The sequence below is a fragment of the Streptomyces sp. NPDC059828 genome (assembly GCF_042731955.1).
Classification (GTDB): domain Bacteria; phylum Actinomycetota; class Actinomycetes; order Streptomycetales; family Streptomycetaceae; genus Streptomyces.
The window spans coordinates 16,534-37,682 of record NZ_JBHWIW010000003.1 but is presented as its reverse complement, the minus strand read 5'-3'; the positions used below and the strand labels follow the sequence as shown (position 1 = coordinate 37,682).

20 protein-coding genes and 1 pseudogene are annotated in these 21,149 nt (G+C 71.0%); 12 read left to right on the top strand and 9 right to left on the bottom strand.

Translation table 11 applies throughout. The features are described 5' to 3' along the window. The first annotated feature begins 153 nt into the window (after window positions 1–153). From ACFV6V_RS02510 to ACFV6V_RS02485, 6 genes are all read left to right on the top strand, one after another. Entirely contained in the window at window positions 154–819 is a 666-nt protein-coding gene (locus ACFV6V_RS02510; RefSeq protein WP_385557946.1) for an amino acid ABC transporter permease, read from the top strand. Next, on the top strand, window positions 816–1,727 hold the full coding sequence (locus ACFV6V_RS02505) for an amino acid ABC transporter permease (RefSeq protein WP_385557943.1): 912 nt from the start codon (window positions 816–818) through the stop codon (window positions 1,725–1,727). The genes ACFV6V_RS02510 and ACFV6V_RS02505 overlap by 4 nt, the downstream gene beginning before the upstream one ends. Window positions 1,728–1,918: 191 nt before the next feature. After that, entirely contained in the window at window positions 1,919–3,541 is a 1,623-nt protein-coding gene (locus ACFV6V_RS02500; RefSeq protein WP_385557940.1) for an FAD-dependent monooxygenase, read from the top strand. Between the two features lie 32 nt (window positions 3,542–3,573). Further along, a complete protein-coding gene (locus ACFV6V_RS02495) occupies window positions 3,574–3,660 on the top strand; it encodes a putative leader peptide (protein WP_311307652.1) in 87 nt (28 codons plus the stop codon). 90 nt (window positions 3,661–3,750) lie between these two features. Then, window positions 3,751–4,305 carry a cysteine dioxygenase gene (locus ACFV6V_RS02490; RefSeq protein ID WP_385557937.1) on the top strand — a complete coding sequence of 185 codons (555 nt, stop codon included), beginning with the start codon at window positions 3,751–3,753 and terminating at the stop codon, window positions 4,303–4,305. After that, window positions 4,302–4,721 (top strand): rhodanese-like domain-containing protein, encoded by a 420-nt coding sequence (locus ACFV6V_RS02485; protein ID WP_385557934.1) that lies wholly within the window; start codon window positions 4,302–4,304, stop codon window positions 4,719–4,721. Before ACFV6V_RS02490 ends, ACFV6V_RS02485 begins: the two co-directional genes overlap by 4 nt. 110 nt (window positions 4,722–4,831) lie before the next feature. On the opposite strand, the pseudogene recX reads toward ACFV6V_RS02485, so the two are convergent. Together recX and recA are read right to left on the bottom strand one after the other, a co-directional pair. Beyond that, a pseudogene (gene recX / locus ACFV6V_RS02480) lies at window positions 4,832–5,482 on the bottom strand (recombination regulator RecX); the annotation flags it as partial. After that, on the bottom strand, window positions 5,410–6,537 hold the full coding sequence (gene recA, locus ACFV6V_RS02475; protein ID WP_385557931.1) for a recombinase RecA: 1,128 nt from the start codon (window positions 6,535–6,537) through the stop codon (window positions 5,410–5,412). The gene recA and the pseudogene recX, both read right to left, overlap by 73 nt. A gap of 227 nt (window positions 6,538–6,764) precedes the next feature. Between recA and ACFV6V_RS02470 the strand changes: the two genes are divergently transcribed. Together ACFV6V_RS02470 and ACFV6V_RS02465 are read left to right on the top strand one after the other, a co-directional pair. Next, the gene (locus ACFV6V_RS02470; protein WP_385557928.1) at window positions 6,765–7,241 is read left to right on the top strand and encodes a DUF4265 domain-containing protein; all 477 of its coding nucleotides are present in this window, start codon (window positions 6,765–6,767) and stop codon (window positions 7,239–7,241) included. A 180-nt stretch (window positions 7,242–7,421) separates the two neighbouring features. Further along, the gene (locus ACFV6V_RS02465; protein WP_385557925.1) at window positions 7,422–8,519 is read left to right on the top strand and encodes an MBL fold metallo-hydrolase; all 1,098 of its coding nucleotides are present in this window, start codon (window positions 7,422–7,424) and stop codon (window positions 8,517–8,519) included. A gap of 22 nt (window positions 8,520–8,541) precedes the next feature. On the opposite strand, the gene ACFV6V_RS02460 is transcribed toward ACFV6V_RS02465, so the two are convergent. Together ACFV6V_RS02460 and ACFV6V_RS02455 are read right to left on the bottom strand one after the other, a co-directional pair. Continuing rightward, window positions 8,542–9,927: an AI-2E family transporter gene (locus tag ACFV6V_RS02460; RefSeq protein ID WP_385557922.1), complete on the bottom strand. Its 1,386-nt coding sequence runs from the start codon at window positions 9,925–9,927 to the stop codon at window positions 8,542–8,544. A 61-nt stretch (window positions 9,928–9,988) separates the two neighbouring features. Further along, on the bottom strand, window positions 9,989–10,183 hold the full coding sequence (locus ACFV6V_RS02455; protein ID WP_361282097.1) for a DUF3046 domain-containing protein: 195 nt from the start codon (window positions 10,181–10,183) through the stop codon (window positions 9,989–9,991). Window positions 10,184–10,262: 79 nt separating this feature from the next. Between ACFV6V_RS02455 and ACFV6V_RS02450 the strand changes: the two genes are divergently transcribed. Continuing rightward, a complete protein-coding gene (locus ACFV6V_RS02450) occupies window positions 10,263–11,168 on the top strand; it encodes a hypothetical protein (RefSeq protein WP_385557919.1) in 906 nt (301 codons plus the stop codon). Between the two features lie 21 nt (window positions 11,169–11,189). Here ACFV6V_RS02450 and ACFV6V_RS02445 read toward each other — a convergent pair whose 3' ends face one another. The 3 genes from ACFV6V_RS02445 to ACFV6V_RS02435 all read right to left on the bottom strand — a co-directional run bounded on the left by ACFV6V_RS02445 (window position 11,190) and on the right by ACFV6V_RS02435 (window position 13,153). Beyond that, window positions 11,190–11,498 carry an AzlD domain-containing protein gene (locus tag ACFV6V_RS02445; protein WP_385557916.1) on the bottom strand — a complete coding sequence of 103 codons (309 nt, stop codon included), beginning with the start codon at window positions 11,496–11,498 and terminating at the stop codon, window positions 11,190–11,192. After that, the gene (locus tag ACFV6V_RS02440) at window positions 11,495–12,253 is read right to left on the bottom strand and encodes an AzlC family ABC transporter permease (protein WP_385557913.1); all 759 of its coding nucleotides are present in this window, start codon (window positions 12,251–12,253) and stop codon (window positions 11,495–11,497) included. The genes ACFV6V_RS02445 and ACFV6V_RS02440 overlap by 4 nt, the downstream gene beginning before the upstream one ends. 66 nt (window positions 12,254–12,319) lie before the next feature. Then, window positions 12,320–13,153 (bottom strand): AraC family ligand binding domain-containing protein, encoded by an 834-nt coding sequence (locus ACFV6V_RS02435; protein ID WP_385557910.1) that lies wholly within the window; start codon window positions 13,151–13,153, stop codon window positions 12,320–12,322. Window positions 13,154–13,209: 56 nt separating this feature from the next. On the opposite strand from ACFV6V_RS02435, the gene ACFV6V_RS02430 reads away from it, so the two are divergent. The 3 genes from ACFV6V_RS02430 to ACFV6V_RS02420 all read left to right on the top strand — a co-directional run bounded on the left by ACFV6V_RS02430 (window position 13,210) and on the right by ACFV6V_RS02420 (window position 19,537). Then, on the top strand, window positions 13,210–17,832 hold the full coding sequence (locus ACFV6V_RS02430; RefSeq protein WP_385557907.1) for an ATP-dependent helicase: 4,623 nt from the start codon (window positions 13,210–13,212) through the stop codon (window positions 17,830–17,832). A 31-nt stretch (window positions 17,833–17,863) separates the two neighbouring features. Beyond that, window positions 17,864–18,673: an Fpg/Nei family DNA glycosylase gene (locus ACFV6V_RS02425; protein ID WP_385557904.1), complete on the top strand. Its 810-nt coding sequence runs from the start codon at window positions 17,864–17,866 to the stop codon at window positions 18,671–18,673. Between the two features lie 66 nt (window positions 18,674–18,739). Further along, window positions 18,740–19,537 carry an SDR family NAD(P)-dependent oxidoreductase gene (locus ACFV6V_RS02420; protein ID WP_385557901.1) on the top strand — a complete coding sequence of 266 codons (798 nt, stop codon included), beginning with the start codon at window positions 18,740–18,742 and terminating at the stop codon, window positions 19,535–19,537. A 485-nt stretch (window positions 19,538–20,022) separates the two neighbouring features. Here ACFV6V_RS02420 and ACFV6V_RS02415 read toward each other — a convergent pair whose 3' ends face one another. Both ACFV6V_RS02415 and ACFV6V_RS02410 read right to left on the bottom strand, forming a co-directional pair. Beyond that, window positions 20,023–20,493, bottom strand: coding sequence for a Dps family protein (locus ACFV6V_RS02415; protein WP_385557898.1), 471 nt, complete (start codon window positions 20,491–20,493; stop codon window positions 20,023–20,025). 190 nt (window positions 20,494–20,683) lie between these two features. Then, entirely contained in the window at window positions 20,684–21,067 is a 384-nt protein-coding gene (locus tag ACFV6V_RS02410) for a helix-turn-helix domain-containing protein (RefSeq protein ID WP_028963738.1), read from the bottom strand. Window positions 21,068–21,149 lie beyond the last annotated feature (82 nt).

The following is a 21,149-nucleotide window of genomic DNA, read 5'->3' as shown; positions in this document are numbered from 1 at the left end:
TCACCCGCCGCCCCCCTATATCAACACCCCCTCCGGCGTGGGCTGCGTATGTTGTTTATACTACACAGCCGGGGGGCTGCCGGGGGGCGCCGCCGCGGCCGGGGGCGGCGCGCCGAGTCCTTCCCACACGCAGACGCGGAAGCGCGGGAGATCGTGTTCGACTTTCTTGATATGGACGCCCTGCTGGGCGCGTTCTGGGTGACGGTGAAGCTCACCGTCTACTCGGCGATAGGCGCCCTGATCTGGGGAACGCTGCTGGCCGGCATGCGGGTCAGTCCGGTGCCGCTGATGCGGGCCGTCGGCACCGCGTACGTGAACCTCGTGCGCAACATCCCGCTCACCGTCGTCATCCTCTTCGCCTCGCTGGGGCTCTACTCGACCCTCGGCGTGGCCCTGGGTGCAGACGTCACCGACGAGATCAACTTCCGGCTTTCGGTGCTGGGCCTGATCGCCTACACCGCGGCCTTCGTGTGCGAGGCGCTGCGGTCCGGTATCAACACGGTGCCCGTGGGGCAGGCGGAGGCCGCCAGGGCGCTGGGACTGAGCTTCACCCAGGTGCTGCGGCTCATCATCCTTCCGCAGGCCTTCAGGTCGGTCATCAATCCACTGGCCAACGTGCTGATCGCGCTGACCAAGAACACCACCGTCGCCTCCGTGATCGGCGTGGCTGAAGCCGCGTACCTGATGAAGGAGTGGATCGAGACCTACGCCGCTCTGCTCCCGATCGTCACGATCTTCGCGCTCGGCTTCATCTGCCTGACGCTGCCGACCGGACTGATCCTCGGCTGGGTGAGCAAGAAGGTGGCGGTAAAGCGATGAGTTCCCTTCTCTACGACACCCCTGGCCCCCGCGCCAAGGTGCGCAACGTCGTCTACAGCATCCTCTTCACCGCCCTGCTCGGCGCGGTCGGGTGGTGGGTGTACGACGGTCTGAACTCCAAGGGTGAGCTCGACTGGATCAAGTGGGAGCCGTTCTTCACGAGCTCCCAGCCGTACACCGCGTTCATCCTGCCGGGCCTCCAGAACACCCTCATCGCGGCATCGCTCGCGTTGGTCATCGCACTTCCGCTCGGCGCGGTGTTCGGTATCGCCCGGCTCTCCGACCACTCGTGGGTCAGGGGTGTCGCCGGCACGGTCGTGGAGTTCTTCCGCGCCATTCCGGTGCTGATCCTGATGCTCTTCGCCAACGCGGCGTACTCCGACTTCACCGACATCAACCCGGACGACCGTCCGCTGTATGCGGTGGTGACCGGACTGGTGCTCTACAACGCCTCGGTCCTCGCGGAGATCGTCCGGGCAGGCATCCAGTCCCTGCCCAGGGGGCAGACGGACGCGGCCAAGGCGATCGGCATGCGCAAGGGCCAGACGATGACGAACGTGCTGCTGCCGCAGTCGGTGACGGCCATGCTCCCGGCGATCGTCAGCCAGCTCGTGGTGATCGTGAAGGACACCGCACTCGGCGGTGCGATGCTCAGCTTCGCCGAACTGCTGTCGTCGGTCCGGCCGATGAGCGCCAACTACGGCGCCAACACCATCGCCTGCTTCACCATCGTCGCCATCATCTTCATCGCCCTGAACTTCGCCCTCACCTCGGCGGCGGGCTGGCTGGAGCGAAAGCTGCGACGCGGCAAGAAGAGCACCGGCGCAGTGGTGCACGCGGGCCCCGGCGGTGGTCTGGAGACCGTCGGTCCGGCCGAGATCAACACCGACGGTGGCAGCACGGCCTGATCGGCCGTCAGGCGCTGACGCACGAGGGGCGGTGACCGGAAGGTCACCGCCCCTCGCCGTGCCGCCGCATGTTGTGGTCGCTTGACGGGGACACCAGCAGTGGGTTGCATACGTTCTGTGATCGCGTCCCGGGCTTCGGCCAGTTCCTCCCTCTTGTTCCCCATGTCCCCGCAGGCCACAGGAGCCGCGCCGTGGACCCGGTGATCGTCGTCGGCGCGGGCCCGGTCGGGCTCGCGCTGTCTCTGGCGCTGGCCGCGCAAGGTGTGCCCTCGGTCGTGCTCGACGAGGGCGCGGGGAAGGACGAGCCGCGTCCCGCGCGCACGGTCGTGCTGCGCGCCGACACCGCGGCGCTGCTGCAGCGACTCGGCTGCGCCACGATCCGTGACGAGGGCATCCGCTGGACCGGCTGGCGGTCACGGCGGCGCAAGCAGGAGTTGCGGGTGCTGGAGCTCGGCGGGGACGAGCTGCCGGAGTCGGTGCACATTCCTCAGCACGCCCTGTTGCGGGGTCTGCGCGATGCCATCGCGGAATCCGGACTCATCACGGTCGCCACGGACAGCAGGCTCGACAGCCTGGAGCAGGACGGTACCGGCGTCACCGCGCACGCCCGCGGCCCCGGGGCGACGTGGTGGCGCGGGAGTTATCTGGTGGGCTGCGACGGCGCCAGGTCGACGGTGCGCAAGCTCCTCGGGGTCCGGTTCCCGGGGCGTACGTCCGTGGAACGCCATGCCGTCGCCGTGCTGCGCGCCGAGCTGCCCTGGCCCGGTGAGGCCGTGCTGCACCGGCTGCCGCCATGGCGCTCGGGCGGCGAGGAGGTCACGGCAAGGCCGCTGCCGGACGGGGTGTGGCGACTGGACTGGCTGCTGCCGGCCCGGGGCGAGCTGGTGACCCCGGAGGCGCTCGTGTCGCGGGTGCGGGACACCCTGTCCGGCTGGTGCGACGGTCCACCGCAGTACGACCTCATCGACACCGGCGTCTACACCCTGCACCACCGTCTGGCCCGGAGCTGGCGCGTGGGCCGCTCCTTTCTCGCCGGGGACGCGGCCCATCTGCTGGGCGCGGTCGGCACCCAGGGGTTCGACGAAGGGCTGCGCGACATCGACAACCTGGCCTGGAAGCTCGCGCTCGCCTGGCACCACGGTGCGTCGGAGACCCTGCTCGACAGCTACCAGGCGGAGCGTCGCACCGCGGTCGCCGCCCGGTTGCGGGCCGCCGACCAGTCGCTGCCGATACTGCGGGGCAGCGGCGGACTGCGGACGTATCTGCCGGGTGCGGCGCGTGGGCACGACGTTCTGCTGACGGACGCGCATCTGGGTCTCGGGGCGCTGGGTGCACCGCCCGCGTACCCCAACTCCCCTCTCGCACCCGTGCACACCGAGACGCACACCTCGGTCGGAACGCCGTTCGGAGCCCCGGTCGCCGACACCCGCGTCACGGCACCGGACGGCACGACCGTATGGCTCAGGGATCGCCTGGGGCAGGGCCGGATGCTGGTGCTGCTGGTGGCGCCCGGAACCGGGGTGTGGGAACGACGGCACTGGATGAGCGCGGGGGTGATGCCGCGGCTGGACTCCGCCGTGGACGAGCTTCCGGTACGGGGAGAGCTGCTGGTCGCAGAGAGCTATCCGGGTGCCTCCGCGCACACCGTGCTCCTGGTGCGGCCGGACGGTCACCTCGTGGCGGCTTTCGGCGGGGTGCGGCCGGATGTGCTCCACGCGGCGGCCGACGCGGCGCGCGGCGGTGCGCCGGAGCGCTCACGGGTGCGCGCGGGGAGCGCTTCCGGCCGGGGTGACCGGACTTCGGACGTCGATTGACCGGTGCGACCACCCATGGTGTACTCCGGAGCGTGACCGACACCGATGTGCGCCTGTGGCGGAGGGTCCATATGGACCTGCTCCGCTATGCGGGCTGCGTGTGTCGTCCGTCCTGCTGAATTCGCCCCTCTCTCCTTTCGCGCGGCTGTGTCCGCTCCGTGTGCTGCACCGGGCTGCGCGCATTTCCGCGAACTCCCAGGACGGTTGCTGTGTCTCGCTCTGCTCCCCCAACCACCACCGCGGCATCCTCGGCGACGGCCGCACCCGCCGCCGCGCCCACCGCCGACGAACTGCTGGACTTCGTCCGGCGCGCAGCCGCCGACGCGGAACTGATCGCCTCCCTTCCGCTGGACCCGGAGGGGCGCACCTGGGTGCGACTCGACGGCCCCGGTGGCAGCGAGGCGTGGCTGATCGGATGGCCGCCTGGCAGCGGTACGGGCTGGCACGACCACGATGAATCGACCGGCGCTTTCGCCACGGCCACGGGAGAGCTCACGGAGCACGCGTTGGCGGTACGTCTCCCGGCGAGCGGCTGGACGACCCTGGAGCTGGCCGAAGGACTGGACCGTGTGCGACGGCTCGGCCCCGGCCACGGGCGGTCGTTCGGGCGGCACCATGTGCACGAGGTGCTGAACGCTTCGGAGAACGCGCATGCGGTCTCCGTCCATGCGTACTACCCGCCTCTGCCGGTGCTCCGGCGTTTCAGCCGGTCGGGGCCGGTGCTCCGGCTCGAGCGGGTCGAGCGCCCGGAGGACTGGCAGTGAGCGAGGCGGCAGGCGGGCACAGCGCAGGTCCCGTGGGGATCGACGCCTTGCTGGAGCGGATACGCGAGGGCCTGGAGCGGGTCGGGCCTCATGAGGCATTCGACGCAGCGGCGAACGGGGCGCTGCTGGTCGACACCCGCTATGCCGCACTGCGCGACCGGGACGGGCTGATTCCAGGTGCGCTGGTGGTCGAACGCAACGAACTGGAGTGGCGGCTCGACCCCTTGGGCAGCCATCGCGTGCCCGAAGCCACCAGCCACGATCTGCATGTCATCGTGATCTGCAACGAGGGATACGCCTCCTCGCTCGCCGCGGACTCGCTCCAGCGGCTGGGACTGGGGCGGGCGACGGACCTGGTGGGCGGCTTCCAGGCATGGCGTGCGGCGGGCCTCCCGGTGCGGCCACCGGGAGCGTAGCCACCGGCCGCGTGCTGCCGGGCCCTTTGCGCGCCACCGCAAGCCGGTACGGCCACCCCCCGTGGGGCCGTACCGGACCTTGGCGGGCCGGGAGGTATGCCGGACACCGGTCAGTAGGGGCCGTCGTCCAGGCCTTCGACCTCCTCGCCCTCTTCCTCCAGTGCCTGGCGGACTACCCGCAGGGCCATGCCCTCCGGGTAGCCCTTGCGCGCGAGCATTCCCGCGAGGCGCCGCAGCCTGCGGTCACGGTCGAGACCACGGGTGGCGCGCAGCTTGCGGGCAACCAGCTCACGGGCGGTCGCCTCCTCCTGGTCCGGATCGAGCCGGGCGACCGCTTGGTCGACCAGCGCCGAGTCGACGCCTTTCGTGCGCAGTTCACGCGCAAGGGCGCGGCGGGCCAAGCCGCGCCCATGGTGCCGGGACTCCACCCAGGCGTCCGCGAACACCGCGTCGTCGATCAGGCCGACGTCCTCGAAGCGGGACAGGACCTCCTCGGCGACCTCTTCCGGGATTTCCCTCTTGTGGAGCGCGTCGCGGAGCTGCTTCCGCGTACGCGGGGTCCCGGTGAGCAGGCGCAGGCAGATCGCCCGCGCCCGCTCAGCCGGATCCTGGGGCGACAGCTCCTTCTCGGCCCTCGACGAGTCGGGGCTGTCGCCCGGCCATTCGGTGCGCCGGGTCACGGACGGACTCAGCTCTTCGACGCGGCAGCCGCCTTGGTGGCCTTGGTCGCCTTTGCCGCCGGCGCGGGCACCGACTTCACGGGCTCATCGGCCGCGGTGCCCGCCGCGTCCGTGACCGGCTCCGCCGACGGGGCCTCCTTGCTGACACCGACACCCAGCTTCTCCTTGATCTTCTTCTCGATCTCGTCGGCCAGGTCGGGGTTGTCCTTCAGGAAGTTCCGCGCGTTCTCCTTGCCCTGGCCGAGCTGGTCGCCCTCGTACGTGTACCAGGCGCCCGCCTTGCGGACGAAGCCGTGCTCCACGCCCATGTCGATCAGACCGCCCTCACGGCTGATGCCATGGCCGTAGAGGATGTCGAACTCGGCCTGCTTGAAGGGAGGCGCGACCTTGTTCTTCACGACCTTGCAGCGGGTGCGGTTGCCCACCGCCTCGGTGCCGTCCTTCAGGGTCTCGATGCGACGGATGTCGATGCGCACCGACGCGTAGAACTTGAGCGCGCGGCCGCCGGTCGTGGTCTCCGGCGAGCCGAACATCACGCCGATCTTCTCGCGCAGCTGGTTGATGAAGATCGCGGTGGTCTTCGACTGGTTGAGCGCACTGGTGATCTTCCGCAGCGCCTGGCTCATCAGCCGGGCCTGGAGACCCACGTGCGAGTCACCCATCTCGCCCTCGATCTCGGCGCGCGGCACGAGGGCGGCGACGGAGTCGATCACGATGAGGTCGAGAGCGCCGGACCGGACCAGCATGTCGACGATCTCGAGCGCCTGCTCACCGTTGTCGGGCTGGGAGAGGATCAGATTGTCGATGTCGACACCGAGCTTCTTCGCGTACTCGGGGTCGAGCGCGTGCTCGGCGTCCACGAAGGCGACCTGGCCACCGGCCTTCTGGGCGTTGGCCACGGCATGCAGGGTCAGGGTCGTCTTACCGGAGGACTCCGGGCCGTAGATCTCCACCACCCGGCCGCGGGGCAGGCCACCGACGCCGAGCGCGACGTCAAGCGCGGTCGATCCGGTCGGGATGACCTCGATGGGCTCCATCGACCGCTCGCCCATGCGCATCACGGCGCCCTTGCCGAATTGCCGTTCAATCTGTGCGAGTGCGGCGTCGAGCGCCTTCTCGCGGTCGGTTCCTGCCATGGGTTCCACCCGGGGTGCTTGAGTCGATCGCTTCACGTCAAAGACGCTATCCCCTGCCACTGACAATGCGCCCCGACGTCCGTCCAGCCTGTGGAAAACCCGGCAAAAACGCCGTGATTCCAGGCCGGACCCCCATCAGAATGGATGTTCGATTTCCATGTCAAGCGTGCCCGGACCCCTGCCGGGCCGGTGCACCGAGTCCGTGCCGGTGCCGCATGATGCTCGTCATGGGTAGCCCAGTCGAGCAGATCAAGATCTGGTTCCGGTTCGTTCCGCGCGAGGGGTGGTTCCCGCAAGACACCGAAGGCCTGTGGGCGACCAGACTCAGCGAGGACACGGCCCGCGTGCAGAACGTCCCTTTTCTCCAGGACGGCGTGGCTGAGGGCGACGTGATCCGGTTCCGGACCGACGCGGACGGGCTGCACTGGGCTGCCGAGCGGGTCAGCACCTCCGGCAACTGCACGATTCGCGTTGTCCCTGTCCCCAGCGGCCCACTGGGACGCAGCCCCCAGGCGGTGCAGCAGCGTTTCGCGCAGTTCGGGCTCGGAGGCGAGGTCTTCAGCGAGGACTTTCCCATGGTGGCCCTGAACGCTCCGGCCGGCGCCGACTTCACCGGCATCAAGGCGGTCCTGGACCACGGGCAGGAAGACGGATGGTGGCATTACGAGCTCGGCTGCGTCACTGACGAATGGCGAAAGGCCTGATCCTCACGCCCCTGCGGTCCGCACGCTCAGGCCGGCCACCTGGAACGCCCGGTCGCAGTGCCCGGGCTGAGTGCCGGGCAGCAGGGGAAGTCCTGGCCGAGGGCTTCCCGGGGACACCGCGCATGGTGCGGCGTACGCTCATCGGCAGGGCGGGTTCGGCACGCCACCGCGGGAGGACCCATGACCGCGCTCGGTGACCTGATCGAGATCGACGACAGGACCGTGCTGGTCCTCGGCCAGGAGCTGGAGCTCGAGCACCATCGACCGGACGTCGCCAACGTCCTCGTGCACCGGGCCGGCGACACCCTGGTGATGGTCGACACCGGCGTCACGGCGGCCTTCCGCGCGGCGCTGCGGGTGGCGGTCGGCCGGGTGGGGCCCTGGTCCCGGGCGCTGGTGCTGACCACACACGGACATCCTGACCATGTCGGCAACAACGACCTGGCCGACGAGCTGGGTGTGCCGGCCGAGCACTACGTCCCCGCCCTTGACGTGGACCAGATGCGCGACCCGGCGTCGTACTGGGTGCGCTCCTTCGGCCGTATCGCCGGGTTGGCTCCGCTGCCCGCGCCGTCCGCTCTGGCTGACAGGGTGGTGGAGATCTGCCAGCCCATGCGGCCCTTCTGCGCGACGACCCGGACCTACGAGGAGCGCCCGCTGGAGCGGATCCGGATTGGCTCACTTCGATTCACCGGCTGGACCTTCGTCGACGGGGCGGTCCGCGTCCTGCGCAGCCAGGGCCACTGCGCCGGACACGTGATCGTGCACCTGAGCGACTGCGGAGTCCTGCACCTGTCCGACGAGGGCAACGGGGCCTGCGGTGCGATGGCCGATGCCGACCAGGTCAAGATCCAGAACGTGCTCGGCGCCGTCGCCGTCCTCTTCGAGGAGAAGGAAGCCGCGCTCCTCACCGACGGGCACACCTTCGCCGTGCGCCGTGGTCCTGAGGCGGTCGCCTACCTGGAGGGGCTGCTGGAGCAGGCCGCCGCCCTCCAGACGGCGGCACTCCGGCTGACCAGTGAGAACACACGGATCCGACCAAGCGCGTTCACCAGCCGCTACGGGGAGGCCGTCGCCGCTCTGGGTATCGGGGGCGCCAACCCCAACGCGGTGTTCACCGCCATGATGGCGGTGAACCAGCTTCGTGAGCTGGGGCTGCGGCCGGAGTCGGACGGCGTCGACGCTCCCTGGTCCCGGCCCGTGCTCCACAACCCCGCGCCTGCTCCCCCTCAGCCCGGCTCCGGTGTCCGCGGCGGTCGCGACAACCCGTCCCCCTGACCCGACGACGACCCCGACCGGCTCAGGGCGCCGCGTCCCCGTCCCTCGGCGCGGGGGCCTGCTCCCGTCTGGCGGTCAGCGCGCGCTGGAGCCGGGCCACCACCGCCTCGCCTTGACGGCGGTGGCCGTGCACACGCGGGTCGTCCGTGACGTCGTAGCGCTTCACATAAGCACCGAGGAAGGCCTGGAGCGTCGCGACCGCGGGGATCGCGATCAGCGCGCCGACCGCGCCCAGCAGGGCCGTGCCCGCGATCACCGAGCCGAAGGCCACCGCGGGGTGGATGTCCACGGTCCTGGCGGTGAGCTTGGGCTGGAGCACATAGTTCTCGAACTGCTGGTAGACGAGGACGAAACCGAGCACCCACAGCGCGTACCAGGGGTTGACCGTGAACGCGATCAGCATCGGCAGGGCTCCTGCCAGATATGTGCCGATCGTGGGTATGAACTGCGAGACCAGCCCCACCCAGACGGCGAGCGCGGGAGCGTAGGGCACTCCGAGCAGCGCCAGCAGGATGTAGTGCGCCACACCGGAGATCAGGGCCATCAGGCCCCGTGAGTAGAGATAGCCGCCCGTCTTGTCGACGGCGATCTCCCAGGCGCGCAGCACCTCGGTCTGCTTCGACGGAGGCAGCACCGAGCACAGCGCCCGCCGCAACCGCGGGCCGTCCGCCGCGATGTAGAAGGAGAACAGGAAGATCGTCAGGAGTCTGAACAGCCCTCCGAGGACGGTCGCAGAGACGTCGAGCACCCCGCTCGCGCTGTTCTGGACGTACTTCTTCAACCAGTCCGAGCGCAGCAGACTGTCCTGGATCGCGACCCGGGACAGCTCGGTGCGGAAGTTCTGGTTGATCCAGTTGATCACCTGGTCGAGGTACTTGGGGAAGTCCTCGACCATGTCGACTATCTGGCCCGCGAGCATCGAACCGAGCAGCACGACGAATCCGGTGCCGGCCAGCATCACCGCGAGGAACACCAGGAAGGTGGCAAGGCCGCGCCGCATCCCGCGCGCCGCCATGCGGCCCACCGCCGGCTCGATCGCCAGCGCCAGGAAGAACGCGATCAGGATGTTGATCAGCAGTCCGACGAGCTGGTGGAACGCCCAGCTGCCGAACTGGAAGCAGGCATAGAGCGCGAGGGCCAGCACCATGGCCCGGGGCAGCCAGCGGGGCATCCGGACCATGCCGGCAGCAGCGGCGCCTGCGGGCACCGCTCCCCTGTCTGCGCCGGGAGCGGCCGCGGTACCACCGGTCCCTATGGGCGCACCGGGGCCGGCGGCTGCGGGAGCGGAGCCGACGGCGGCCGTCGCTTCGCTGTTTTCCGTTGTGCTGCTGCCGGGGTCCGTGCTGCCCGCGCCTGGCGAGGCGGTCGGCGGCTCTTCGTCCCGGACGGTCTCGTCAGTCGATGCCACGGGGGTAAGTCTCGCCTACCCGTGTGTCAACCGGACCACCGCCTGTGGAAAACCTCGCGGCTCACCGCTTGTCGGCCGGTATCCCCACGGCCGCGCAGACCCCGCGCCAGACGTCCTTCGTCTCCCAGCCCGCGTCCAGTGCCTCGTGCACGGTCCGCCCGCCGAGCTCGGTCATCACATGGTCGCGTGCGAAGGAGTCGGCGTACGCCGCACCGAAGTGCTCTTCCATCCGCTCCCAGAAAATCGTCAACCGCATGCGCCCAGTATCCCGCTCCTGAGGGTGCAGCCTCGCCCGTCCGCCGTACCTGAGGCCGTTCGCGCCCTACGGTCGGAGCATGGCTGGAACTCCCCTCGCACGGGCCGAGCGTTTCATCTGGCTGACGGCCCGCGTGCTCGAGCAGCGGCGGTTCGCGTACCACTTCCTGGGCGCGGGCGCGGATCCGGTGGAGGCCGCGCTGGCCGCGTACCTCAACGAGGACGGCGGGTACGGGCATGCCCTGGACCCCGATCTCCGCGGACCCGTCAGCCAGCCGCTGCACACAGCGCACGCGCTGCGCGTGCTGGACTCCATCGGCCGCTGCGGCGGACTGCGGGCCGAGCGGCTGTGCCGCTATCTGACGGGCGTGGCCACCAGGGACGGCGCACTGCCCGTGGTCCACCCCTCACAGCGCGGCTATCCCGCCGCCCCGTACGTGCCGGTCACCGCCGAGCCCACGAGTGAGCTGCTGGCGACCGGCCCGGTGGTCGGGCTGCTGCACCGCAATCAGGTGTGGCACGCCTGGCTGTTCCGGGCGACCGACTTCTGCTGGGCGGCGGTGGACGTGCTGGACAAGTCCCATCCGCACGAGATCCAGGCGGCGGTCGCTTTCCTGGACGGCGCCCCGGACCGGTCCCGCGCCGAGGCCGCCGCCGATCGCCTGGGCCGTCTCGTGCGCGGACAGCGGCTCGTGGTGCTCGATCCGGCACGGCCGGATACCTGCACGGTTTCCGCCGGGTACGCCCCGGACGAGCGCCACTATCCGTACGACTACGCACGTGTGCCCGACTCCCTGGCCCGGCGCTGGTTCACGGACGAGGAGATGGAGCGCTCGCTCGACCACCTTGCCGGCCGGCAGGAGGCCGACGGCGGCTGGCCCGTCCGCCGCGGCGTCTGGGCTCCCTGCACTGCCCTTGAAGAACGCCCCATCACCACGGTCGAGGCGCTGCGCACGCTGAGGGCACACGGGCGCCTTGTGCACTGAGACGGCCGGGACGGGCTGAGGTCAGCCGCCGATCGCGCGGACACCGGCGGTGACCAGCACCGCAGCCGCGACGACGACGAGGAACGGCGCGCGCAGCACCAGGGCGATCGCCGCCGCTACCAGACCGGCCGCCCTGGCATCGATCACCAGGGCGCTGCCGCTGCTGAACGTCTGCTGCGCGGTGAGGGCGGCCAGCAGCGCCACCGGGAGCAGCCCGGAGAGCCGCTGCACAAGGGGACGCTCCAGCGTTCCGGCAGGCACCAGCAGTCCGGCCAGCTTGACCAGGTAGCAGCCGACGGCCGTCGCCGCGATCGCGATCCAGACGCTCATCGGTCGGTCTCCTTCCGATTGACGAGTCCACGACCCTGGAGCCAGAGAACGGTCGGGGCCGCGAGTGCGGCGACCAGCACCGGCACTCCGGCGGGGAGCACGGGCAGCAGTCCGAGCCCGAGCACGACGGCCAGTGCGGCGACCGCCCGCTCGGTCGTGGTGCGCAGCATGGGGGCGAGCAGGGCGAGGAACACAGCGGGCCCCGCTGCGTCCAGTCCCCAGGCGCTGGTGTCCCCGATGGCCTCCGCACCCAGTGCCCCGAGGAACGTGGTGAGGTTCCACAGCACATAGAGAGTGAGTCCCGTGGCGGTGAAGCCCAACCGTGCGGCCCGCCGTGTCGGCTGCGCCAGGGAGACAGCCGTGGTCTCGTCGATGACCCAGTGGGCGGCGAAGGGGCGCACGAAGCGCGGCAGGGCCAGCAGCTGGGAGAGCCTGAGGCCGTAGAAGGCATTGCGGGTGCCGAGGAAGAAGGCGCCCGCGGCGGCGGTGAGCGGATTGCCGCCCGCGGCGAGCGCGCCGACCAGCGCGAACTGGGAGGCACCGGTGAAAACGAGCAGGCTGAGGGCGCAGATCTGTGCGAGTTCGAGCCCGGCTCCCGCCGCGGTGACGCCGAAGGCGAAACCCGACAGGCCGACGGCGACGCCCACACCGAGAGCGTCCCGTACGACGGCGGAGTCTGCCTTCACCGAACCGCTGGGTCCGTCGGTCATCAGTCCGTCGGCGGGTATCTCTGCGGATGCTGTCTGTTCTGGCACGTCGTGGACGCTACGGGGCCGGTGCGTTTCCGGTCTTGTACGTTCTTGCGCCGCGCGCTTCGCGCCTCACCGCGGACCTTCGACCCGGCGTCCCCGCTGGTAGGCACCTGGCGGCACCCCCACGATCCGGGTGAAGTGCCGGTTCAGGTGCGGCTGATCGGCGAACCCGACCGCGACGGCGGCATGTGCCGGAGCAGCGCCCGCGTCCAGCAGGTGCCGAGCCCGGCGGACCCGGGCGTCGGTGAGCCAGGTGTGCGGCGGCATCCCGTAACGGTCACGGAAGGCGCGCAGCAGGGCGAACGGGCTGGTGCCCAGCTCGGTGGCCAGGGCCTGGAGCGTGGGTGGGCCGTCCATGCGCTCTTCCAGCACCGCACGGGCGCGTGCCGCGTTGCGCGCGCCCGCCGTCAGTGGGGCGCGCGGCGGGATGCTGCTCCCGTAGTCGCGCAGCAGCCGCGCCACCATGATCCGCAGGACGCTGTCGGCGGCGAGTGCGTTGCCCTCCTCCGCCGCGCGATGGACCTCGCGGATCAGCCGGGCCGCCTGGGGGTCGACCACATTGGTCTCGGCGAAGCCAGGAGTCCCGGTGATCGTCGTGGTCTCCTCGGCGATCTCAGCGACCACCCGCGATGACGGATAGAGCGTCGAGTACACCCAGCCCTCGGCCACGCCGGCTCTGGCGGTGTGCGGGACCTCCGGATTGATCATCACGACCATGCCGGGCCCGGCATGCACGACACCGCCCGGAAGCCCGACGTCCTCGACCCCGCGGGTGATGGTCCCGAACACATAGCCCTCGTGACTGTGGCGGGGAAAGGTGTGACGTACGTACCGGGCGCGGAGCAGATCGATTCCCGGAAGCCGCTCCGGCTGCCAGTACCGCGCCCACTCGCCTTCGGCCATACGGACATTCTCGCAGCTCCGGGGGTTTGTCAGTGGGGCGGTGCACGATGGGGGGCATGGCCGGCACTGCACTCGACAGCTTCGCCCCCGCGACCCGCGGCTGGTTCACGGGTGCGTTCAGCGCGCCCACCGCGGCCCAGGAAGGGGCGTGGCAGGCGATCGGCCGGGGCTCGGACGTGCTGGTCGTCGCCCCGACGGGCTCCGGCAAGACCCTCGCCGCCTTCCTCGCCGCGCTCGACGCTCTGACGTCCGCCCCGCCGCCGGCGGACGCCAAGAAGCGCTGCCGTGTGCTGTACGTGTCACCGCTGAAGGCGCTCGCGGTGGATGTCGAACGCAACCTGCGCAGCCCTCTGACCGGCATCCGCCAGGAGGCCGTGCGGCTCGGGGAGCCCGAGCCGGAGGTGCGGGTCGGCATCCGTTCCGGGGACACACCGGCGGCAGAGCGCAGGGCGCTCGCCACCCGGCCCCCGGACATCCTGATCACCACGCCCGAGTCGCTGTTCCTGATGCTGACCTCGTCCACGCGTGAGGCACTGACGGGTATCGAGACGGTCATCGTGGACGAGGTGCACGCGGTGGCGGGGACCAAGCGGGGTGCCCATCTCGCCCTGTCCCTGGAGCGGCTTGACGAGGTGCTGCCGCGCCCCGCTCGGCGGATCGGCCTGTCCGCGACCGTCCGGCCGGTGGACGAGGTGGCGCGCTATCTGTCGCCACAGCGCAAGGTGGAGATCGTCCAGCCGCCGTCCGGCAAGGAGTTCGATCTCTCCGTGGTCGTCCCCGTCGAGGATCTCGGCGAGCTCGGCGGCTCTCCCGCGTCCGAGCCGGACGCTGCCGGTGAGAAGCCGTCGATCTGGCCCCATGTCGAGGAGCGCATCGCCGACCTGGTCCAGGCGCACCGCTCCACCATCGTCTTCGCCAACTCCCGCCGCCTGGCCGAGCGGTTGTGCAACAGGCTCAACGAGATCGCCTACGAACGCGCCATGGGCGAGGCCCTGCCCGAAGGCGCGCCACCCGCCGAGATCATGGCGCAGTCGGGTGCCGCCCGGGGCGCACCGCCGCTGCTCGCCCGTGCCCACCACGGCTCGGTCTCCAAGGAACAGCGCGCGCTGGTCGAGGAGGACCTCAAGGCGGGCAGGCTGCCCGCGGTCGTCGCCACCTCCAGTCTCGAGCTGGGCATCGACATGGGCGCGGTGGATCTGGTCGTCCAGGTCGAGTCCCCTCCGTCCGTCGCCTCCGGTCTCCAGCGGGTCGGCCGGGCAGGACACCAGGTGGGCGCGGTCTCCACCGGTGTGGTGTTCCCCAAGTACCGCGGTGATCTGGTGCAGGCGGCTGTGGTGACCGAGCGGATGCGCGGCGGCTCGATCGAGGCCCTGCGGATCCCCGCCAATCCGCTGGACGTGCTGGCGCAGCAGCTCGTCGCGATGGTGGCGCTGGACAGCTGGCAGGCCGACGAGCTGCTGGCCGTGGTGCGGCGGGCCGCGCCGTTCGCCTCGCTTCCGGAGTCGGCGTTCACGGCGGTGCTGGACATGCTCGCGGGCCGCTATCCGTCGGACGCCTTCGCGGAGCTGCGTCCGCGGGTGGTGTGGGACCGGGTCGCCGGGACGGTCACGGGGCGTCCCGGTGCCCAGCGCCTCGCCGTCACCTCGGGGGGCACCATCCCCGACCGCGGGCTGTTCGGGGTGTTCCTCGCCGGGGCCGACCCCAAGAAGGGCGGCGGGCGCGTCGGCGAGCTCGACGAGGAGATGGTGTACGAGTCCCGGGTCGGCGATGTCTTCACACTCGGCACCACGTCCTGGCGGATCGAGGACATCACTCGTGACCGGGTGCTGGTCTCCCCCGCCCCCGGTGTCCCCGGACGGCTGCCGTTCTGGAAGGGCGACCAGCTGGGCCGCCCGCTCGAGCTGGGGCGTGCGGTCGGCGCGTTCCTGCGGGAGATCGGTTCGCTTTCCGAGGAGGACGCGCGGCTGCGGCTGCTCACGGCCGGACTCGACGCCTGGGCCGCCGGCAATGTGCTCGCCTATCTGGATGAGCAACGCCGCGCCTGCGGCCATGTGCCCGACGACCGCACGATCCTCGTGGAGCGGTTCCGGGACGAGCTGGGCGACTGGCGGGTCGTGGTCCATTCCCCCTTCGGCGCCCAGGTCCACGCCCCGTGGGCGCTGGCGCTCGGTGCCCGGCTGGCCGAGCGGTACGGCATGGACGCACAGGTGATGCACGCGGACGACGGGATCGTGCTGCGCCTGCCCGACGCCGACCTGATGGGTCTGGATCTGCTCGACCAGGACCCGGTGCACCTGGACACGTCCTACGACGGCGACCAGGCGCCGGTCGGCGCGGCCGACGCCGTCTTCGACCGGGGCGAGATCAGCCAGATCGTCACCGACCAGGTGGGCGGTTCCGCGCTGTTCGCGTCACGGTTCCGGGAGTGCGCGGCCCGCGCCCTTTTGCTCCCGCGCCGCAGCCCCGGTAAGCGCACCCCCCTGTGGCAGCAGCGTCAGCGCGCGGCCCAGCTGCTTCAGGTGGCCAGCGAGTTCGGCTCGTTCCCGATCGTCCTGGAAGCCGTCCGCGAGTGCCTCCAGGACGTGTTCGACGTCCCGGGCCTGACGGAGCTGATGGGCGACATCGAGTCCCGCAGGGTCCGGCTGGTCGAGGTGACCACCCCCGAGCCGTCCCCGTTCGCCCGGTCGCTGCTCTTCGGCTACGTGGCGCAGTTCCTTTACGAGGGCGATTCGCCGCTCGCCGAGCGGCGCGCCGCCGCGCTCTCACTGGACTCCCGTCTGCTGGCCGAGTTGCTCGGCCAGGCGGAGCTGCGCGAGTTGCTCGACGCCGACGTGCTGAGCGAGCTGGAGCAGGAGCTCCAGTGGCTCACGGACGAGCGAAGGATCAAGGACGCGGAGGGAGTCGCCGACGCGCTGCGTGTGCTGGGACCGCTGACTACGGCCGAGCTGGCGGAGCGGGGCGCCGGCCCGGGCTGGGCGGAAGAGCTCGCCGCCGCGCGGCGCGCCATCCGGGTCCGGATCGCGGGCGCCGACCACTGGGCGGCCATCGAGGACGCCGGAAGGCTGCGGGATGCCCTGGGTACGGCGCTTCCCGTGGGCGTACCCGAGGCCTTCACCGAGCCCGTCAAGGACCCGCTGGGTGATCTGCTCGCCCGTTTCGCCCGGACCCGTGGCCCGTTCACCTCGTCCCAGGCTGCGGCGCGATTCGGCCTGGGCGCGGCGGTCACCGACGGAGCGCTCCAGCGTATGGCGGCCAGCGGGCGGGTGGTGCAGGGCGAGTTCCACCCCTCCGGGATCGGCCAGGAGTGGTGCGAAGCCGCCGTGCTGCGGCGGCTTCGTCGCCGCTCCCTCGCGGCACTGCGCCAGGAGCTGGAGCCGGTTCCGCCGGCGGCGCTCGCGACGTTCCTGCCCCAGTGGCAGCACCTGGGGAGCAACAGCCTGCGCGGTGTCGATGGGCTGGCACGCGCCATCGAGCAGCTCCAGGGCGCCCCGGTGCCGGCCTCGGCGCTGGAGAAGCTGATCCTGCCGTCCAGGGTGATGGGCTACTCCCCCGCCCTGCTCGACGAACTGACCACGACCGGCGAAGCCGTGTGGGCCGGAGCGGGCGCCCTGCCCGGCAAGGACGGCTGGGTCTCCCTCTATCTCGCGGACACGGCCCCGCTGCTGCTCCCGCCGCCGCATCCGCTGGAGCTGACCGCGCTCCACGAGTCCGTGCTCGCCGCCCTCTCCGGTGGTTACGGGCTGTTCTTCCGGCAGATCGCCGACCAGGTCCGTGCCACCACCCATCCCGACGCCACCGACCCCCAACTCGCCGACACCCTTTGGGACCTGGCCTGGTCGGGGCGGCTCACCAACGACACCCTCGCACCGCTGCGCGCGCTGCTGGGATCGGGCCGCACCGCCGGGTCCACGGCGCACCGTGCCAAGCGCACGGTCCCGCGCGGGCGCTACGGCTCGCTGACGGCGTCCGCGCGCCCCGCGTCGCGCACAGGGCCGCCGACCGTGTCCGGACGCTGGGCGCTGCTCCCCGCGCCCGAGCCTGACCCCACCCACCGCGCCCATGCCCTGGCCCGCACCCTGCTCGACCGCCACGGTGTGGTCACCCGGGGCGCGGTCGCGGCCGAAGGGGTCGAGGGTGGATTCTCGGCGACGTACCGGATCCTGTCCGCCTTCGAGGACAGCGGGCAGGCCAGGCGGGGCTATGTCGTCGAGGGCCTGGGGGCTGCCCAGTTCGCGATGGACGGGGCCGTGGACCGGCTGCGTGCGGCGGCCACCGCACGCGACCGTGCCGATGCCGGCACCGCGCCGCGAGCGGTCGTGCTGGCGGCGGCCGACCCGGCGAACGCCTACGGGGCGGCCCTGCCCTGGCCCGAGCCACCCACCGGCGCGGGCCACAAACCCGGGCGCAAAGCGGGATCCCTGGTGGTGCTGGTCGACGGCGAGCTCACGCTCTACATGGAGCGCGGCGGCAAGACTCTGCTGTCCTGGGCCACCGAGCCGGACAGCCCGGCGCTGCGCACGGCGGCCGAGGCGCTCGCCGAGGCAGCGCGGGCGGGCACGCTCGGTACGGTCACGGTCGAGCGGGTCAACGGCGCCGCGGCCCTGACCTCACCCTTGGCGCGGCCGTTCGAGGAGTCAGGTTTCCACGCCACCCCACGCGGGCTGCGGCTGCGGCCCTGAGGCGGCGCATGCGTCGCGCATCATGGGTGGCATGCCTGAAGGAGACACCGTCTGGCTGACCGCCCGGAAGCTGAACGACGCCCTGGCCGGGCGCGTGCTCACCCTCTTCGACCTGCGGGTGCCGCGGTTCGCCACCACCGATCTCACCGGGCGGGAGGTCCTGGACGTCACCCCGCGCGGCAAGCATCTGCTTGCCCGTATCGGTGGCGGGTTCACCCTGCACTCGCATCTGCGGATGGACGGCTCCTGGCGGGTGTTCGCAGCGGGGGAACGCTGGCGCGGCGGGCCGGGGCACCAGATCAGGGCGGTGCTCGGAAACAGCGAGCACACCGCGGTGGGTTATCGGCTGCCGGTCCTTGAGTTGCTGCGCACCCAGGACGAGGAGCGGGTCGTAGGGCATCTCGGTCCCGATCTCCTCGGGCCGGACTGGGATCCCGGCACCGCCGTGCGCAATCTCCTGGCGGACTCGGACCGCCCGCTCGGCGAGGCTCTGCTCGATCAGCGCAACCTGGCCGGGATCGGCAATGTCTACAAGTCGGAGCTGGCCTTCCTGGCCCGCGCCACGCCCTGGCTCCCGGTCGGTGAGCTGTCCTCCGGTGTGCCGGAACGCCTCGTCGCCACGGCTCACCGGCTCCTGGAAGCGAACAAGAACCACTTCGACCGACGCACCACGCCTGGGGAGCGCCGCGCGGAACAGCGCTTGTTCGTGTACGGACGGGCGGGGCGCCCGTGTCTGCGCTGCGGCACCCTGATTCGCAAGGCGGGACTGGACGAGCGGGTGACCTACTGGTGCCCCGGCTGCCAGTCCGGCCCCGTGGGGACGACGGCGGCCATCAACTGAGGGAGTACGCGCTGCACTTCCGCCATCAGTTGACGGCCCGTCAGATTCGGTCGTACGTTCACCGGCATGGCCCTCACGGCGTACGACCTCACCGGCCGCACCGCGTTCGTCACGGGCGCAGCGAGTGGCATCGGCCGCGCGACCGCCGTCCTTCTCGCCCAGGCAGGTGCCGCCGTGCACTGTGCCGATACGGACGAGAAGGGCCTTCACGAGACCCTGAGCCTCATCGCGAGCGTCGCGAACGCCATGGACACGGTGCAGGCACAGGACCCGGTCCAAGCCCGGGCTCATGTCGTCGACGTCAGCGACCGCTCCGCGCTGTACGCGGCGGTTCATGCGGCGGGACCGCTGCACGTCATGGCCGCCATCGCCGGGGTCATGCACTCCAGCAGCGTCCTGGAGACCACCGACGAGGATCTCGACCGCGTCCTCGCGGTCAACTTCAAGGGCGTGCTCTACGCCTGCCAGGCAGCGGCCCGCGGGATGATCGACGCGGGCATCGCGGGGTCACTGGTCACCATGGCGTCGGGTGCGGTGGACGCCGGGAATCCCGGGCTGCTGTGCTACGGGGTGGCCAAGGCGGCCGTTGTACAGCTCACCAGGACCCTGGCAGCCGAGCTCGGGAATTGCTCCATTCGAGTGAACACGGTCGCCCCAGGCTGGGTCCGCAGCCCCATGACGGACCGGCATGACGAGGCCCTTCAGCAGAAGGCGGAGGCCGCCATGGTGCGGCTGTCACCGCTCGGCCGGGTCGGCGAGCCCGAGGACATCGCGCATGCGGTCCTCTATCTCGCCTCCGACGCGTCATCGTTCATGACGGGTCAGATCCTCCGACCGAACGGGGGCGTCGCGATGCCGTGGTAGCCGCGTTCCCCCAGCCCCCTCGGCGTCCCCGGCTCGCGACGCCACATGCACCGGCAGCAGGCTGAGCCCCCACCCGCCTGCTGCCACTGCCCCCTCGACGAGTCCCGCATGCTCCGGCGCCAACGCCAGCCGCAGAACGGCCCACCACCACAGCGCGCCCAGTGCGAGCGCCGGCAGCAGGACCCATCGCCTTACCATGGCCGCCTCCTCCGGTCGACGCTAGACCGGACCGATCAGTCGGCGGGAGGGCGCACCGGTTGCACACCGGGCGCGCTCGCAGCGTATGTGCCAGGCGCCCTGGGGGTGCTCACCACGGGCTATGCGCCCGCGCACGCCTCTGCTGTCCGTGCTTTCGGCGCTTCCCGTCGCGGCCGATGACCGCTCACCGGATGCCACCGGCGAGATGCCGGTGGCATCCGGTGCGGACGGGGCCGCACTCGCCACGGCCGGCGCAGTCGCCGCCAGCGCCATGGGCCCCGGCGCCACTAGGCGCTCTCCGCCTGGAACATCCAGGCGTGCTTCTCCAGGTCGGCGGTGAGCTGGATCAGGATGTCCTGGCTCACCGGGTCGGGCTCGTCCGTGACCTCGATGCGCTCCCGCATCCTGGTGATCACGGCCCCCAGCGCCTTGACCATGATGCTGACGACGTCGGCGTCCTGGATGTAGCCCTCCGGCACCTTGCTGATGGCGCTCGAGGACGCCACCGTGCCAGCCCGCCCGTCGGGTGAAACCCCGATCGCCGAGGCACGCTCCGCCACGGTGTCCGAGTGCTGCCGCGCGGTGGCGACCACCTCGTCCAGCTGGAGGTGCACCGAGCGGAAGCGCGGTCCCACCACGTTCCAGTGGACCTGCTTCGCCACCAGGGCCAGATCGACCAGATCGACCAGCGCACCCTGGAGCGCTTCTCCCGTGACCTTGCGGTCCTGTCCGGACAGCGCGCCCTTCACTACAGACATATGCGACCTCCCACAAGACGAGACGGCACCGCTTCCCACCATGACACAAACGAGGGAAAAGCGGATCGAAACGGTCACTCAGTGAAGCTCCGGTGAGCTCTTCACTGAAACAATGGAGCCCCGGCCGAGTACCCACTCGACCGGGGCTCACACGTGGAGATCCAGGTGCTGACGACTACCCGCCACCGCCTCAGGCGGCGACGACGTCCACCGCCTCCGCGGGCGCCTTGATCGTCACCCGCTCCGTCGGCACACCCGCCACCGACGTCACAGAAACGGAATTGAGCATCGGGCGCACCGGCGCGGACACCGGCTCGCTCGCCGCTGCCGACTCGGCCAGCTCGGCGAGTGACAGCTCGTCGCTCACTTCCCGCATGAGCTCGGACATCCGTACGTCAAGCGCGTCGCAGATCGCGGAGAGCAGTTCGGAGGAAGCCTCCTTCTGCCCCCGCTCCACCTCGGAGAGATAGCCGAGCGATACTCGGGCGGACGAGGAGACTTCGCGCAGAGTACGGCCCTGGCGCTGGCGCTGCCGACGCAGCACGTCACCCAGCAGGCGACGGAGCAGAATCATCGGTGGCTCCCTCCTCGGACCGCGTAGCCGCATCCTTCACGCCCCACCGTACCGCCTCGCGCTGCGGCCGTGCGGGGAGCGA